Consider the following 14,405-nt stretch of genomic DNA (forward strand, 5'->3'; position numbering starts at 1 on the left):
CGCCGCACCCTCACCGCGCTCCGGGTCCCGGCCCTTGCGTTACTTCTCGTGGCCACCGGCATCGCCCCCGGTTCGGCCGTCACGTCGGGGGCGCCGTCGGTGGCGGAGCCCGAACCCTGGGTCACTCCCGCCGAGTTCACCGACGCGGTCGACCCGGGCGGCTCCACGGGCGTGGACAAGCAGGTGCGTACGCCGGCGATTCCGCCGAGGCCCGATGTGATCCTGCTGGTGGACGGCACGGGCAGCATGGAGGTCCCCATCCAGCGGGTGAGGGAGCGGATCCCCGAGATCACGAAGGCGATCCGCGACGAGCAGGCGGATTCGCGCTTCGCCGTGGCCACCTTCGGCGACCAGCAGGTGGACCCCGACGCCGGCTTCAAGGTGCTGCAAGGACTGACCTACGACCTGGGCGAGGTGCAGACGGGCGTCGACCAGCTCAAGGCCGACATGGGCAGCTACAGCATCGGCCCGCCCGAGGACTGGATCTACGCCCTGTGGAAGCTGGCCAACGGTGGTGACGGAAAGACCGTGTTCCGTCCCGACTCCAGCCCCGTCGTCGTGCTGGTCGGTGACGCGTCGAGCCACGACCCCAGCAACGGCCGGTCGTTCAGCGACGCCGAGTTCGCCCTTCAGGACGCGGGGGTGCGGCTGATCGCGGTCGGTCTGACCAGTGACAAGGGCGACGGCCTCAACGGCAACGGTCAGATACCCGAGTACCCCAATGACAAAAAACATGATCCGGACCAGGCCCTGCGACTGGCGACCGCCACCAATGGCCGGATGATCGAAGGCATCGAGGGCGATGACGTCGTGGACGCCATCATCGAGGGGTTCCGCAACCTCCCCACCAATGTGAGTTACCGCCTCGACAACTGCGATCCGCATCTGTCCGTCAGCCTCGACCCACCCACTCAGCAGCTCACCAGCGGGGACACGGCGCACTTCGCCGAGAACATCGACGTCTCCGCGGACGCGCCCCAAGGCACCCGGCTGACCTGCACCGTCCAGTTCCTGATGGGCACTCAGTCCCCGGGTACGGACACGATCGGGCCGGCCGCGGCGGCCGATCCCGACTTCCAGGAACAGATCAACATCGATGTGAACGACATCGACGCGCCCGTCGTCACCGTGGACGACCTGACCGTCCGGGCCAAGGACAAGAAGGGCGCGCGAGTGACGTACGACGCCACCGCCCAGGACGCCACCGACGGCACGCTTCCGGTGACCTGCACCCCTGCCTCCGGTTCCCTCTTCCCGGTCGGACGCACCACGGTGACCTGCTCGGCGACCGACTCGGCGGGCAACACGGGGACGGACACGGCGGAGATCGAGGTCCTGGAGGCCCCCGTCCTGCCCTCGGCGGATGTGGCGATGAAGGTCGACGTCAGCCCGGACCGTACGTACACCGGCCGCCCGGCCCGTGCGCGCTTCGTCATCACCAATGCCGGTCCGGACCCGGCGACCGGCGTGGTCATCGGCTCCACCTGGCCGAAACCGTCCAAGGGGAAGGACCGCAGCCTGCCCGCGCTGACCCGTTGCACAGCGGCGAAACCGTGCACCATCCCGGCCGGTGGCCGCATCGAGGTGACCCAGACCGCGACGTACCGCGCGGCGATCACCGGGGACGTACGGGCCACCGTGCGCGGCACTCTGCCGGACCGCCGCAAGGCCAACAACCAGGACACCGACCGGCTGCGCGTCCTGAAGCCCTCGCTGACCGTCACCCCGCAGGTCGCCAAGCCGGGCCAGCCGGTGCTGGCCCGCGGCAAGGACTACCCGCCGGGAGCGACCGTACGTTTCACGTGGAACACCGGCATCACCCCCGGGGGAGCGACCGCCACGGTGGGCCGCGACGGCACCTTCGAGGTGCAGGTCCTGGTCCTGCGCAAGGACAAGCTGGGTCCGCGCAAGCTGAGGGCGGACTCGCGCGACCTCGACCGGCTGCAGAAACCGGTCCTGGTGGTGCAGCGGAATCTTCAGCCACCGGACTTCGCGGGTCGCGCATGAGCGCCTGTGACCACACGGGAGTGATCGGGTGATCCACGAGGTCGACGACGTACTGCGGGCGTTGATCAGGGCAGAGGTACTCGAAGGCGGCCAGATCGCGGTGGTCTTCGACGCCCCGACCCGGGAATGGGCGGCGAAGGTCAACGCGCCCATGGTCAACCTGTATCTCTACGACATCCGCGAGGACATGCGCAGGCGCGAGCGGGGTCTCCACAACGACTACGACGAGCGCGGCACGATCATCGCGCGCCGCCGCCCGCCTCGGTTCTTCAAGCTGTCGTACCTGATCACGGCGTGGACGAAGCGCCCCGAGGACGAACACCGGCTGCTCTCCTCGCTGCTCGGCTGTCTGCTGCGTTACGAGGCGCTGCCCCCGGAGCGGCTGGCGGGCACCCTGGCGGAGATCGGGGCGCCCGTACCGATGTCGATCGCGCTGCCGCCGCCGGAGGACCGCTCGTTCGCCGACGTGTGGAGCGCGCTGGGCGGAGAGTTGAAACCCTCGCTCGACCTGGTGATCAGCGTGCCGGTGACGGCGTCGCCCAGCTATGTGGTCGGGCCGCCGGTGGGGGACGAGGGGCTACAGGCCCGCTTCGGGGACGTACCGGAGGGGACCGAGCCCGTATCGGAAGCGATGCCGGGCCGCGGGGGCCTCCCGGTGTACGGAGGCCGTCCGGGGCGGCCGGGCGGGGATGCCGCCTCGCGCATCCCCGATGCGGAACGACGACGCGGCCTGTCCCTCCGCATCACGGAGACCCGGAAGGCCCGTACGGAGACCCGGAAGGTCGGTACGGAGGCCCGGGACTCTCGCACGGAAACCCGGAAGGCCCGTACGGAGGACAGCGCCGAATGACCACCGCGGGTGATCCGAACCTGCGCCATCTCCTCGCCCGCGCGGTGGCGGTGGAGCAGCGCATCCGACGGGCGGTCGAGGCCCGGCAGCTCACCGATCCGGACCCGGACGACGCCTTTCGCGGCCTCTACCTCACGGACGAGAACATCGCCCGCCTGCTGGACGAGAACGAGGCCCGCGCCTTCCCGTACCCCGTACCGTCCTCCGCTCCGGACTACGACGAAGCGTCGGCGGGACAGGGACAGTCCAGACTCACGTCCCTGGCCGACGAGTTCGGCCTCACCGCCCTCGACATCGAGATCCTCCTCATCACGCTCGTACCGGACCTCGACGACCGCTTCGAGGCGTTCTACGGCTACCTGAACGACGACGTCACCCGCCGCCGCCCGTCCATCGGCCTGACGCTGGGCCTGTGCGGGCTGTCCCCAGCCGACCAGCTGGCGCGCGGTCGGCTGTCGGCCCGTGCCCCGCTCCGCGAGGGCCGCCTCCTCCTGGTCGAGGACCTGGACCGTCCGTTCCTGACCCGGGCGCTGCGCGTCCCCGACCGGGTCACCGCGCACCTCCTGGGCGACGACACCCCCGACCCTCGGCTGGCCGATCTCCTCGCCCCCTGGCACGCCGTACCGGGCGTCGGCGACCCGGCCCCGCTCGCCGGGGCCCTCGCCCACGGTGCCTCGCTGGCCTACCTCCGCGAGGACCAGGGCGGTGCGGGCACGGCCCTCGCGGCCTCCGCGCTGACCCGGGCCGGCCACCGGGTCCTGGGCCTGGACCTGGCGCGGCTCGCCGAGGACCCGGCCCCCGCCGAGGCGGTCCGCTCCCTGGTCCGCGAGGCCCGGCTGACCGGAGCGGGCGTGGTCTGCGCCCCCCTCGACGCGGTCTCCCGCGAACACCCGGAACTCCTCCGGCTGCTCACCGGCACCCCGGTCCCCACGATCCTGGTGGGCCGGGCCCCCTGGGACGCGGCCTGGTCCGCCGCCCCGCCCCTGCTCCTGCACGCCCCACGCGTGGAACCGTCGACCAGAGCGGCCCTCTGGACCGACGCGTACGACGCCCCCGTCCCCGAGACCATCGACGTGGACCGGCTGCTCTCGCCGTTCCTCCTCACCCCGGAGCAGATAACCCGGGCCGCCCGGGGCGCCGCCCAGACCACCCACCTGGACGGCGGAACCCTCACCCCCGACCACGTCCGCCAGGGCGCCCGCGCCCAGAACGCGGCGGGCCTGGACCGCCTGGCCCGCCGCATCGAACCCACCGTCACCTGGCACGACCTGGTCCTCCCGCCGGACACCCACGCCCAACTCCGCGAACTCACCGCCCGTGCGAGGCATCGCGACCGGGTCCTGGGGGAGTGGGGCATGCGCCCCGGCGGCGGCAGGGGACGGGGCGTGTCCGCCCTCTTCGCGGGCGACTCCGGCACCGGCAAGACGATGTCGGCGGAGGTCATCGCCGCGGACCTGGGCCTGGACCTCTACACGGTCGATCTGGCGACGGTGATCGACAAGTACGTGGGCGAGACGGAGAAGAACCTGGAACGGATCTTCTCCGAAGCGGCGGGCGTGAACGGAGTCCTGCTCTTCGACGAGGCGGACGCGATCTTCGGCAAACGCTCGGACGTGAAGGACGCCCACGACCGCTACGCGAACGTCGAGAGCGCGTACCTGCTCCAGCGCATGGAGTCCTTCGACGGCCTGGCCATCCTCGCCACCAACCTCCGGGCCAACCTGGACGACGCGTTCACCCGCCGCCTGGACCTCGTCATCGACTTCCCGGTCCCGGACCCCGAGCAGCGCCTCGTCCTCTGGGAGCGCTGCCTGGGCCCCGTACTCCCCCGGGGCAAGGACCTGGACCTCGCCTTCTGCGCGGAGAACTTCGAGCTGGCGGGCGGCAACATCCGCTCGATCGCGGTGACGTCCGCGTACCTGGCGGCGGACACGGGCGAACCGGTGACGATGCCGACGCTGATCCACGCGATCCAGCGCGAGTACCAGAAGCTTGGCCGGCTGACCCTGGCGTCGGAGTTCGGGCCGTATCTGGAGCTGCTGGCCTGAGGTGCGACACCTCGCCCGGTCCCGTGCGGGTGCCCTTGCGCCGCACCGGAGTTGGCGCCACCGTGGGCGGGGGCCGGTCGACGATCGGCCGGTTCCTCTCCGTACGGCGACGGGAGTCAGCGTGAACGCATGGTCTGTTCTGCCCCACGAACTGCACGGCGACGGCCCGCACAAGGTGATCGCGGTGCACGGCTGGCTCGCCGACCGCTCCGCGTACGCTCCCGTGCTGCCGGACCTCGATCTCGGCTCGTTCCAGTACGCGGTGGTGGACCTGCGGGGATACGGCGAGGCCCGGGACGCGGACGGTTCGTACACCACGGCCGAGGGGGCGAAGGACGTGCTCGCGCTGGCCGACCGGCTCGGCTGGGAGCGGTTCTCGCTGATCGGTCACTCGATGGGCGGCTCCGTCATCCAGCGGACGCTGGCCGCCGCGCCGGGGCGGGTGCGCAGGATCGTCGGGGTCTCGCCCGTCCCCGCGTCCGGCCTTCCTCTCCCGCCCGAGCAGTGGGAACTCTTTGCCGAGGCGGCGCACACCCCGCAGAACCGGCGGATCATCCTCGATACCACCACCGGAGGCCGCCGCCCGGCGGGCTGGCTGGACCGCATGGTGCGCCGCTCGGTCGACTGCAGTGATGCCAAGGCGTTCCGGGCCTGGCTGGACTCCTGGGCGGGCGAGGATTTCCACGACCAGGTCGAAGGTGCACCCGTGCCCGCCCTTGCTGTCGTGGGCGCACTCGACCCGGCGCTGTCCGCGGAGTTGCAGCGCGCCACGTGGATGCGCTGGTTCCCGCGGGCGGAACTGGTGGAGCTGCCGTCGTGCGGCCACTACGCGATGGACGAGGCCCCGCTCGACCTGATCCGCGTGGTGGAGGACTTCCTGCGGGCGGACGCGGAGGCATGAGCGCGCCCGCCGCCCCCGAAATGCCCGCACCGGACATCTTCGATCCGAGGCAGTACGCGCAGGGCATCCCCCACGACCGCTACCGCCACCTGCGCGACCACCTCCCCGTGGCATGGCAGGAGGAGCCGGAGGTGCTCGGCTGGCCGGCGGGCCCCGGCTTCTGGGCGGTCACCCGGCACGAGGACGTGGTTCAGGTCCTGAAGGACTCCTCGACGTACTCCTCGTACCTGGGCGCCACCCAGATCCGCGACCCGGACCCCGCCGACCTGCCGTTCATCCGCCGCATGATGCTCAACCAGGACCCACCGCACCACCGGCGACTGCGCGTACTCGTCAGCCGCGCCTTCACCCCGAAGCGCATCGACCGCTTCGAGACGGTCGTCCGCGAACGCGCCCGCTCCCTGCTCACCCGCGCTGTCGCCGAGGCGCGGTCCGGCGATGGCACCTGCGATCTCGTCACCCAGGTCACCGATGACTACGCCCTGCTCAACCTCACCGACCTGCTCGGCGTACCGGACACCGACCGCGCGCTCCTCCTCCACTGGACCCAGCGCGTCATCGGCTACCAGGACCCCGACGAGGCCGGAACACCGGAACCGGGCCCGGACGGCAAGCCGGTCAACCCCCGCTCCCCTTCGTCCCTGCGCGACATGTTCGACTACGCGCACGCCCTGGCCGCCCACAAGCGCCGCCACCCCGCCGACGACGTGATGACGTCCCTGGCTGCGGACCCCGAACTGACCGCCCCCGAACTGGAGATGTTCTTCTTCCTGCTGGTGGTGGCCGGCAATGACACCGTACGCAGCGCGGCCCCCGGCGGCCTGCACCTCCTGGCGGAGCACCCCGACGCGTACCGCCGCCTGCGCGACGGACAGGTTGGGTTCGCGGGTGCCGTCGACGAACTCCTCCGCCGCCACCCCCCGGTCCTCACCTTCCGCCGCACGGCCACCCAGGACACGGTGTTGGCGGGCACCCGTATCCGCACCGGCGACAAGGTGGTCGTCTTCCACGCCTCCGCCAACCACGATGAACGCGTCTTCCCCAACCCGTTCACCCTGGACCTGACCCGCACCCCCAACCCCCACGTCTCCTTCGGCGACGGCCCGCATGTCTGCTTGGGCGCGCACTTCGCGCGGCTACAACTGCGGACGCTGTACGAGGAGGTGTGCCGGGCCCTGCCGCCCGGAAGGCTCCAACTCGCAGCCCCGCCAGGCCGATTGGTGTCGAACTTCATCAACGGGGTGAAATCGCTGCCGGTGCGGGCGGCCGATGCCCGATGCGCCAGCAACCTGTCGACTTCTTTCATGGGATCATTTTGTTACAAGGGCGAACCTAAATTTCCAGCGCCCAATCGGGATGAATCATCTCTCGATTGAACTCTTGCTGAGCCCTTTCCAAGATATTTTTCTCCCCGAGGTTTGAGGAATATCGAAAAATCTCTCAGATATTCCGTCGGGGAGATGTTTTCGATCCCGACAGTGCGGGTAAAAGTGGACTGCTTGCACAGCACGGGTGAAGGGATTCGGTATGATCTCCAGTCGACTGGTTTTCGTCAACGAAGTTTCAGCTGACGCTTTCAGTGATTTTGCTGAAAATCAGCATAACTGGACGCTGAACGATGAGCGCGACCCTGACGCCGATTTTGATGAGGATCGACCTAGCATTTCGTGGACGACCCCCGTCGGGCTCGTCACTTTCATCGACGACACGGTGGTTCGTTGTCAGTACGTAGAAATGGCCGTGTCGTCGGTGGTTGATGTTGAGTCGAAAGTGCGTGAAAACTTCAGCTGCTACGACAGGGCGGAGGCGCTTGCCAATATGGATCTAGAACGGAATGAAGAGTGTGTTCGGCGCGACTACCGACTCGTTGCTTGCGTAGCAGGAGAATACAATCATCGAGTATTCGAGCTGACGATTGAGGGGCTTCGATCCAAGAGGAGTGACATTCGCGAATCTGCACTGATTATTCCGCAATACACACATTGGGTGAAATTTCTTCCTGAGGTGACCCGGCTTGGCGAGTCGGACCCTGACGGTACTGTACGGCGAATTGCTGGAGGGATTGCTGTGCTCCTGGAGTTCGTGGCAGAGTTGGAATAGTTGCAACAAGGGTTAGAATTTTTTGAGGATCACCTTAACTTTCTTGAGTTCATTCAGCTCATCTCGGAGTTTCGTATTCCAGCCGGATATTGCGTCAGCGACTTTCACGCGGTCCTTCGGTCCAAGTTTCGCTAATTCTGCTCTTATTGTCGGATCGGCAATTGTCAGTTCCACAACGTCGATTCCCCATTCCTTCAGGCGTTTGAGACCTTCCGCTCCGACGCCGGGTCCAGTCTTCACCACCTGCCCTTTCGCTCCGGTCCCTTCAACCGGCTTGCCTGTGTTGGGGTCAATAGCCTTTCCGTGGTAGAGGCCGATGGATTGAACTTCTACTCCGAGATCCCATTTTTTCTGGTTCTTGGCGAAATCCCGAAGCGCCCCGATCTGGGGAGCGCAACGCCCGCATGGACTCCGAGTGGTTTTCAAGACCAGTTGGGCTCTGGGGTTTTTCTGGCCGGGTTCGATTTCGTTCAGCCGGCTGCCCACGTAGGAATCCCAGTTGGCTCTCAAGTCCTGGCAGAGTACTTCCTCGGCATGTAGACCACTCCCGCTCCCTGTCTTGTCGAATGCTGTCAATTGCGTCGGTGTGTGCAGGGTGCCAATGGCAAATGTGTCCCCGTACCCTACTTTTTTGCCAGAATCTTCCATCGTTGTCTTTCCGCTGAGCCAGACATCTTTTGGAACGTCGAAGGTTGCCTCCGGGTATCGTTTTCCATTTATTACATCTCGTACCGTCGGAGAACCGGGATCAATTTTAGTGGTTCGAATGAGTGTGACCGGACTTGCGGCCATTGAGATGTCGAACTGCCCGGGGCGAGAGGGGGAAGGCTGAGCTTCGAGCATGTCGAGGCCCTGACTTCGGCGCTTTGCAAATATAGACCGGAGTGCCGCCGTCACCTTCTCGTCAGGTGTGCCATCGGGGATGGCGGAATTGATGTCTGCGGTTACTATTTCTCGAATTCTTGGATTTTTATTGTTCTTTTGTTCTTGATTCTTACCTTTCCCGTCTTTCCCTTTGAGTTTGTTCCAGAGAGCTTTGCCCTTCTTGACGATGAAGCCCACGATCTTGTTTATGGCTCGGTTGACCGGCCTGGCCACCGCGTGGAAGACGCTCTTGACCTTGTTGGCCAGGCCGCCGATGCCCAGGAGCGAAGCCAGGAAGCCGATCAGCAGCGGGACGCTCGCCGCCAGGGCGGCCTCGACCATCTTGGGGACGCCCGCCGAACCCCCATTGGCGATGGCTATCACCGCGTCCAGGACCGCGTTGACGAACTCCACTATCTGGGCGCCCTGGTTCACGATGAACGTGACGATGTCGATGATTCCCTTGACCGCGCGGACGAAGGCGGAGGCGGGGTTGAGGAGGGAGATGATCCAGGTGATCCCGGCGATGATGACGGTGGGGATCAGGTAGCTGGTGAGTTTCTCCAGGATGGTGGCTTTGAGGTCGCCGGCTTCCTCGGTGATTTCCTTGACCGCCCCTGCGGGGCCTTCGCGGGCGAGGGTCTGGGCGACCGGGACGGATTGTTCGACGGCGGACATGGCCTGGTCGGGGAGGCCCTTGCGGGTGATGCGGGCTCGGATGTTGGCCCAGGTCAGGCCGAGGAGGGAGGCGATGAGCTGGATGATGCCCTTGAGGTCGAACTTCTGGGGGAGTTCGAGGCCGGCCTTGACCGCGGTGCCGAGCAGCCAGGAGACGACGCCTGTTTTGAGGTGTTCGGCGACGTTGGTGATGAAGAGGTTGAGGCCCGCGCCTACGGCTCGTACCAGGTTGCCGAGGAACCCGATCGGGTCCTTGATGATCTTCATGATGGCCGAGGCGGCCTTGGCGAGGATGCCGAGGAGGAGGTTCTTCAGCTCGTTGATCGTCTTGATGACGCCGACGATCGCGTCCTTCGCCTTGTCGACCAGGCCCTTGTTGGCTTCCTGGAGCTTCTTGATCTCCTCGTCGACCTTGTTCAGGGCCGCCGTGTACTTCGTGGCCAGGTCCTGGACCAGTTGCTCGGACTTCTCGTTGACGGTGGCTTCGAGGTCGTCGAACTTTCCCGCGAAGTCCTTGGCCGCGTCCTCGCCGAACTGGCGCAGGTCGGCGGGGAGTTTGTCGACCTCGGCCTTCAACTCCGCACGGCCCTTGGCGATGCGGGCCTTGGCCTTGCCGAGTTCGGCGCCGATGACGTCGGCGACCGAGGAGATGACCGTCTGCATCTTGGCGACGTAGAGCTTGCGGGCTTCCTGGAAGAGGTCGTTGGCCTCCTTCGGCATGCCCATGAGCTTGTCCTTGGCCCACTTCGCCGGGCCGAACATGCCTGAGTAGCGTTTGTCCTTGTACGCCTTCATCCGGCGTTTGTGGTCGGCGGTGAACGCGTCGCGGGCCGCCTTCTCACCCGACGTGAACGCGGTGTCGACCTTCTTGTCCAGGCCGGAGAGAGTCTCCTCGACGTCCTTCTTCGTGCCGTCGTAGACCTTCTGCAGTTTCGCCGTGACCTCGGCGCGTTTCTTCTCGTCCTTCGACTTGGTGTCGCCCTTGCCGCCGTCGACCTGTTTGCCTGCCGAGGTGCGGGTCGCGGTCAGGGCGTTCATCGCCTGGGCGCCGGACGCCGCTGCGCCTGCTTTGGCCGTGGACAGTTGCTGGGTTTCGGCTGCCTTGCCCTTGGCGGGGGCCTTCTCGGAGTCCGTCTCGGCGGTCTTCTTCGCGGACAGGGCCTGGTCGAACTCCGGCTCGTTGCCCTTGGCGAGCTGGTCCTCGGTGACCTCGGCGTCCGCCATTGCCTTGTCGTTCTGGGCCGGGCCCTCGGAGAAGTCCGTCACGGAGGCGGGCTGTTGGGCAGGGACCGCGTCCGCCGCGGCCGGGGCGCCCGGGTTGGCGGGGGGCTGGTCCGGGGTCATCGGGGTGACCGGCTTGTCCTTGGCCGCCGAGGTGTCCGGTGGGGCCTTGGTCGCGGTGTCGATGTCCTTGGCGGACTTCTCCTTGCCGTCGCTGACCTTGCCGTCGACCTCGTCCTTGATCTTGTCGGCCTTGCCCGACTTGGAGAACTTGTCGGCCTGATCGAGGTTCTTCGGGGCCTGCGCGTCGATCGCCTTGTTCACCGCGTCGATGAACGCCTGCTTGTTGAACTCGCCCGGCTCGGCGGCGTTCATCTTCTCCGCGTTCGCCGCCTTGCCCTGGGCCTCCTTGTCGTCCGGCGGAGCCACGGCTGCGTCCTGTGCCGACTTCGACTCGGTGGCAGCGGGGGCGTGTGCGGCCAGGCGGATTTTCTTGGCCGCTACGTCGGCTTTCACCTTGCGGAAACCGGGGGCCTGAGCCGGGGACGGCTTCACCGGGGCCGTGTAGCGCTGCGCCACCAGGCGGGAGACCGCTGCGTTGCCCGCCGCTCGCTGCAACCGCTGCAGGTCGCGCGGGCCGGCTGCGGGGGCGGGGCGGTCCCCCGGCGGGCGTTCCGGTGGCGTCGTCGTACGGGAGACATCCGTACCCGCAGGAGTGGCCTTGGCACGGGCAGCGCCGGGGTCCTTCGCCGGAACCGCCTTCATCCGCCCTCCCGGCCCACCACTTCCCCGGACATTCGGCACTCGACGCACTCGGGCCCTGCCGCTGTACCAGCGTGCGCGGATGGCGGATCGCGTACGCAGCACGCCGGGACGAGGCCGGGGGCAGCGCCCACCGGCACGTACAGCACGTGGGCATTGCCTGATCGGGCAGCGGCCGGTGCACGGGCGGGCGGCCGTGTGTCCGTTCCCGGTGATCGCGGCTGTCGCGAGAATTGCGGGCGTTCCCCGGCCAAGGAGAGACTCACATGCCGTCGTACCTGTCCCCGGGCGTCTACGTCGAAGAGATCGAGTCCGGGTCCCGGCCGATCGAAGGGGTGGGCACCTCGGTCGCCGCCTTCGTCGGTTTCGCCCAGAAGGGGCCGTTCGACGAGCCGACGCTGATCACCAACTGGAGCCAGTTCGCCGGCACGTTCGGTGACTTCGTCGACGGTACGTATCTGGCGTCGGCCGTGTACGGGTTCTTCGCCAACGGCGGCGGCGTCTGTTACGTGGTGCGCATCGGTGACGGTACGGAGCCTCCGGGGGAGGACGGGAGCGACGGGGCCGGCGGGCAGCTGCCTGCCGGGTCGGAGACGCAGCTCGGGCCGTACGCGGTGAAGCCCCGCCCCGGTGTGGCCGGAGAGCTCACCGTCGAGGTGACCGAGGTGGAGGGGGACGATCCGCCCTCCGACGTCTTCCAGCTGATCGTGAAGCGGGACGGGCAGGTAGCGGAGACGTACCCGAGCGTCACGACCAAGCGCAGCAAGGAGAACGTCGCCACCCGGGTCAACGCCAAGTCGGAGCTGATCGAGATACGGGAGTCCGGGCGCGGCGCCGCGCCCGCCAGGCCCGAGCCGCAGAGCGTGACGCTGGCACCCGCGGCGCCCGCCTCGCCCGGCTCCGGTGCGCTGACCCCCGAGCTGTACGTCGGTGATCCCGACCGCCGGACCGGTCTCGGCGGGCTCGAAGCCGTCGAAGAGGTCACGACCATCGCCGTGCCGGACCTGATGAGCGCGTACGAACGCGGGCTGCTGGACCTGGAGTCGGTCATCGCCGTGCAGCAGGGGCTGATCAGCCACTGCGAGCTGATGGGCGACCGCGTCGCCATCCTCGACCCGCCGCCGGGACTGAGCCCGCAGCAGATCCGCGCCTGGCGGACCGACCGGGCCAACTTCGACTCCAAGTACGCCACGCTCTACTACCCCTGGATCCGGGTCGCCGACCCCTCGTCCGGGCGCGCCCAGCTCGTTCCGCCGAGCGGCCACATCGCCGGGGTCTGGGCGCGCAACGACGAGTCGCGGGGTGTGCACAAGGCCCCCGCCAACGAGGTCGTCCGCGGTGCGGTCGCCCTGCAGACCCAGCTGACCAAGGGCGAACACGATCTGCTCAACCCGATCGGGCTGAACTGCATCCGGTCCTTCCCCGGGCGCGGCATCCGGGTCTGGGGCGCGCGCACGCTGGCCTCCGACCCGGCCTGGCGCTATCTGAACGTCCGGCGCCTCTTCAACTACCTGGAGGAGTCGATCCTCGCCGGTACGCAGTGGGTCGTCTTCGAGCCGAACGACGACGCCCTGTGGGCCCGTATCCGGCGCACGGTCTCGGCGTTCCTGGTCAACGAGTGGCGCAAGGGAGCGCTGTTCGGGCTCACGCCGGAAGAGGCGTTCTACGTGAAGTGCGACCGCGAGACCAACCCGCCGGAGAGCATCGAAGCAGGTCAGGTCATCTGCGAGATCGGGGTGGCACCGGTCAGGCCGGCCGAGTTCGTCGTCTTCCGCCTCTCCCAGCTGACCGGGGGCACCGGCGGCGTCGACGAGTAGCTCCCGCCGGGAGCCGGGCCGTAGCAGCGCGGCCGTCCTGAGGTCCACCAAGCGGTAAAAGCCGTAAAGGAGCCTGTTGTGCCACTTCCCGATCTCGACAGCACCGTCGGGGCCTCCTTCGGCCTCGAATTCGACAGCGTCGTCATCAAGCAGATCACCGAGGTCAGCGGTCTGAAGATGGAACAGGACGTCATCGAGCTGAAGCAGAACACCGCCGACGGCCGCTACGCCATCAAGAAGCTCCCCGGCAGGCCGAAGGCCGGTGAGGTGACCGTGACCCGCGGCCTCACCGAGGACAACAGCTTCGAACGGTGGATCAAGGACTCCCGGTTCGGCCGGATGACCGCGGCCCGCCGCAACGGTGCGGTCATCGTGTACGACCACGAGGGCATCGCCATCAAGCGCTACAAACTCATCAACGCCTGGCCGAAGTCCCTGGAGATCGGCACCCTCAAGGCCGGTGACACCTCGGTCCTGACGGAGAAGCTCGCGATCACGTACGAGAGCATGGAACTCGACTGATGCGACGTACAGCACAGGTGCCGGCTCCGGTCGAGGGTCTTGACCGGCCGGATGCGCATCTCCCGGCCGGCGGGAGCGGGCGTTCCGGGCAACGGGACACGCTCCGTACCGAGTTCACCTTCGAGCTGCCCCGCGGGTACGTCGACGAGGCGGGCGTCGTGCACCGCACGGGCGTCATGCGCCTCGCGACCGCACGCGACGAACTCGTCCCGCTGCGGGACGACCGGGTACGCGAGAACTCCGCCTATCTGTCGGTCGTACTCATCGCCAGGGTCGTCACCCGGATCGGCACGATCGACGACATCCACCCCGGCATCATCGAGGACCTCTTCGCTTCCGACCTGGCCTTCCTGCAGGACTTCTACCGGCGGGTCAACGCCGAGGGGCACACCCGCGCCGCCGTCACCTGTCCGTCCTGCCAGGAGGAGTTCGCGGTGGATCTCGCCGGTGGCCGCCTGGGGGAATCGTGACGTACGCGGCCGACCTGCTCTACGAGGAGGTCGCGTACCTCGCCTATCACTTCCACTGGCCGCTCGATGAGCTGCTGGATCTGGAGCACCCGGAACGACTGAGGTTCGTCGCACAGATCGCTCGCCTCAACGGGCAGTAGCGAACAGCGCAGGGAGGGCGGGAGA

The 14,405-nt window shown here is 67.6% G+C and carries 11 protein-coding genes; 10 read left to right on the top strand and 1 reads right to left on the bottom strand.

What is annotated here, in order from left to right:
- Nucleotides 1-48 precede the first annotated feature (48 nt).
- The 6 genes from ACZ7L9_RS09775 (at nucleotide 49) to ACZ7L9_RS09800 (ending at nucleotide 7,906) form a co-directional block, all read left to right on the top strand.
- Complete coding sequence (locus tag ACZ7L9_RS09775) at nucleotides 49-2,007, top strand: HYR domain-containing protein (RefSeq protein WP_471414011.1); 1,959 nt, start codon at nucleotides 49-51, stop codon at nucleotides 2,005-2,007.
- A 28-nt stretch (nucleotides 2,008-2,035) separates the two neighbouring features.
- Nucleotides 2,036-2,857 (top strand): Pvc16 family protein, encoded by an 822-nt coding sequence (locus ACZ7L9_RS09780; protein WP_471414012.1) that lies wholly within the window; start codon nucleotides 2,036-2,038, stop codon nucleotides 2,855-2,857.
- Entirely contained in the window at nucleotides 2,854-4,905 is a 2,052-nt protein-coding gene (locus ACZ7L9_RS09785) for an ATP-binding protein (protein WP_471414014.1), read from the top strand. The genes ACZ7L9_RS09780 and ACZ7L9_RS09785 overlap by 4 nt, the downstream gene beginning before the upstream one ends.
- A gap of 121 nt (nucleotides 4,906-5,026) precedes the next feature.
- On the top strand, nucleotides 5,027-5,806 hold the full coding sequence (locus tag ACZ7L9_RS09790) for an alpha/beta fold hydrolase (protein ID WP_471414015.1): 780 nt from the start codon (nucleotides 5,027-5,029) through the stop codon (nucleotides 5,804-5,806).
- Nucleotides 5,803-7,182 (top strand): cytochrome P450, encoded by a 1,380-nt coding sequence (locus tag ACZ7L9_RS09795; RefSeq protein WP_471414016.1) that lies wholly within the window; start codon nucleotides 5,803-5,805, stop codon nucleotides 7,180-7,182. The genes ACZ7L9_RS09790 and ACZ7L9_RS09795 overlap by 4 nt, the downstream gene beginning before the upstream one ends.
- A 151-nt stretch (nucleotides 7,183-7,333) precedes the next feature.
- Nucleotides 7,334-7,906, top strand: coding sequence for a hypothetical protein (locus ACZ7L9_RS09800; protein ID WP_471414017.1), 573 nt, complete (start codon nucleotides 7,334-7,336; stop codon nucleotides 7,904-7,906).
- Between the two features lie 12 nt (nucleotides 7,907-7,918).
- Here ACZ7L9_RS09800 and ACZ7L9_RS09805 read toward each other — a convergent pair whose 3' ends face one another.
- Nucleotides 7,919-11,434, bottom strand: coding sequence for a phage tail protein (locus tag ACZ7L9_RS09805; RefSeq protein ID WP_471414018.1), 3,516 nt, complete (start codon nucleotides 11,432-11,434; stop codon nucleotides 7,919-7,921).
- A 263-nt stretch (nucleotides 11,435-11,697) separates the two neighbouring features.
- Here ACZ7L9_RS09805 and ACZ7L9_RS09810 point away from each other — a divergent pair, with 263 nt between their 5' ends.
- The 4 genes from ACZ7L9_RS09810 to ACZ7L9_RS09825 all read left to right on the top strand — a co-directional run bounded on the left by ACZ7L9_RS09810 (nucleotide 11,698) and on the right by ACZ7L9_RS09825 (nucleotide 14,380).
- Entirely contained in the window at nucleotides 11,698-13,248 is a 1,551-nt protein-coding gene (locus ACZ7L9_RS09810) for a phage tail sheath family protein (RefSeq protein WP_471414019.1), read from the top strand.
- Between the two features lie 78 nt (nucleotides 13,249-13,326).
- The gene (locus ACZ7L9_RS09815) at nucleotides 13,327-13,770 is read left to right on the top strand and encodes a phage tail protein (RefSeq protein WP_072488539.1); all 444 of its coding nucleotides are present in this window, start codon (nucleotides 13,327-13,329) and stop codon (nucleotides 13,768-13,770) included.
- Complete coding sequence (locus tag ACZ7L9_RS09820) at nucleotides 13,770-14,240, top strand: hypothetical protein (RefSeq protein WP_471414020.1); 471 nt, start codon at nucleotides 13,770-13,772, stop codon at nucleotides 14,238-14,240. Before ACZ7L9_RS09815 ends, ACZ7L9_RS09820 begins: the two co-directional genes overlap by 1 nt.
- Nucleotides 14,237-14,380: a DUF6760 family protein gene (locus ACZ7L9_RS09825; RefSeq protein WP_093896703.1), complete on the top strand. Its 144-nt coding sequence runs from the start codon at nucleotides 14,237-14,239 to the stop codon at nucleotides 14,378-14,380. The genes ACZ7L9_RS09820 and ACZ7L9_RS09825 overlap by 4 nt, the downstream gene beginning before the upstream one ends.
- Nucleotides 14,381-14,405: the final 25 nt, after the last annotated feature.

It is taken from the genome of Streptomyces sp. NPDC111516 (assembly GCF_055635345.1).

What these genes read in the sequence shown, in the direction of transcription:
- ACZ7L9_RS09785 (WP_471414014.1), top strand. Translation starts at nt 2,854, where the DNA reads ATGACCACCGCGGGTGATCCGAACCTGCGCCATCTCCTCGCCCGCGCG.
- ACZ7L9_RS09795 (WP_471414016.1), top strand. Translation starts at nt 5,803, where the DNA reads ATGAGCGCGCCCGCCGCCCCCGAAATGCCCGCACCGGACATCTTCGAT.
- ACZ7L9_RS09800 (WP_471414017.1), top strand. Translation starts at nt 7,334, where the DNA reads ATGATCTCCAGTCGACTGGTTTTCGTCAACGAAGTTTCAGCTGACGCT.
- ACZ7L9_RS09805 (WP_471414018.1), bottom strand. Translation starts at nt 11,434, where the DNA reads ATGAAGGCGGTTCCGGCGAAGGACCCCGGCGCTGCCCGTGCCAAGGCC.
- ACZ7L9_RS09810 (WP_471414019.1), top strand. Translation starts at nt 11,698, where the DNA reads ATGCCGTCGTACCTGTCCCCGGGCGTCTACGTCGAAGAGATCGAGTCC.
- ACZ7L9_RS09820 (WP_471414020.1), top strand. Translation starts at nt 13,770, where the DNA reads ATGCGACGTACAGCACAGGTGCCGGCTCCGGTCGAGGGTCTTGACCGG.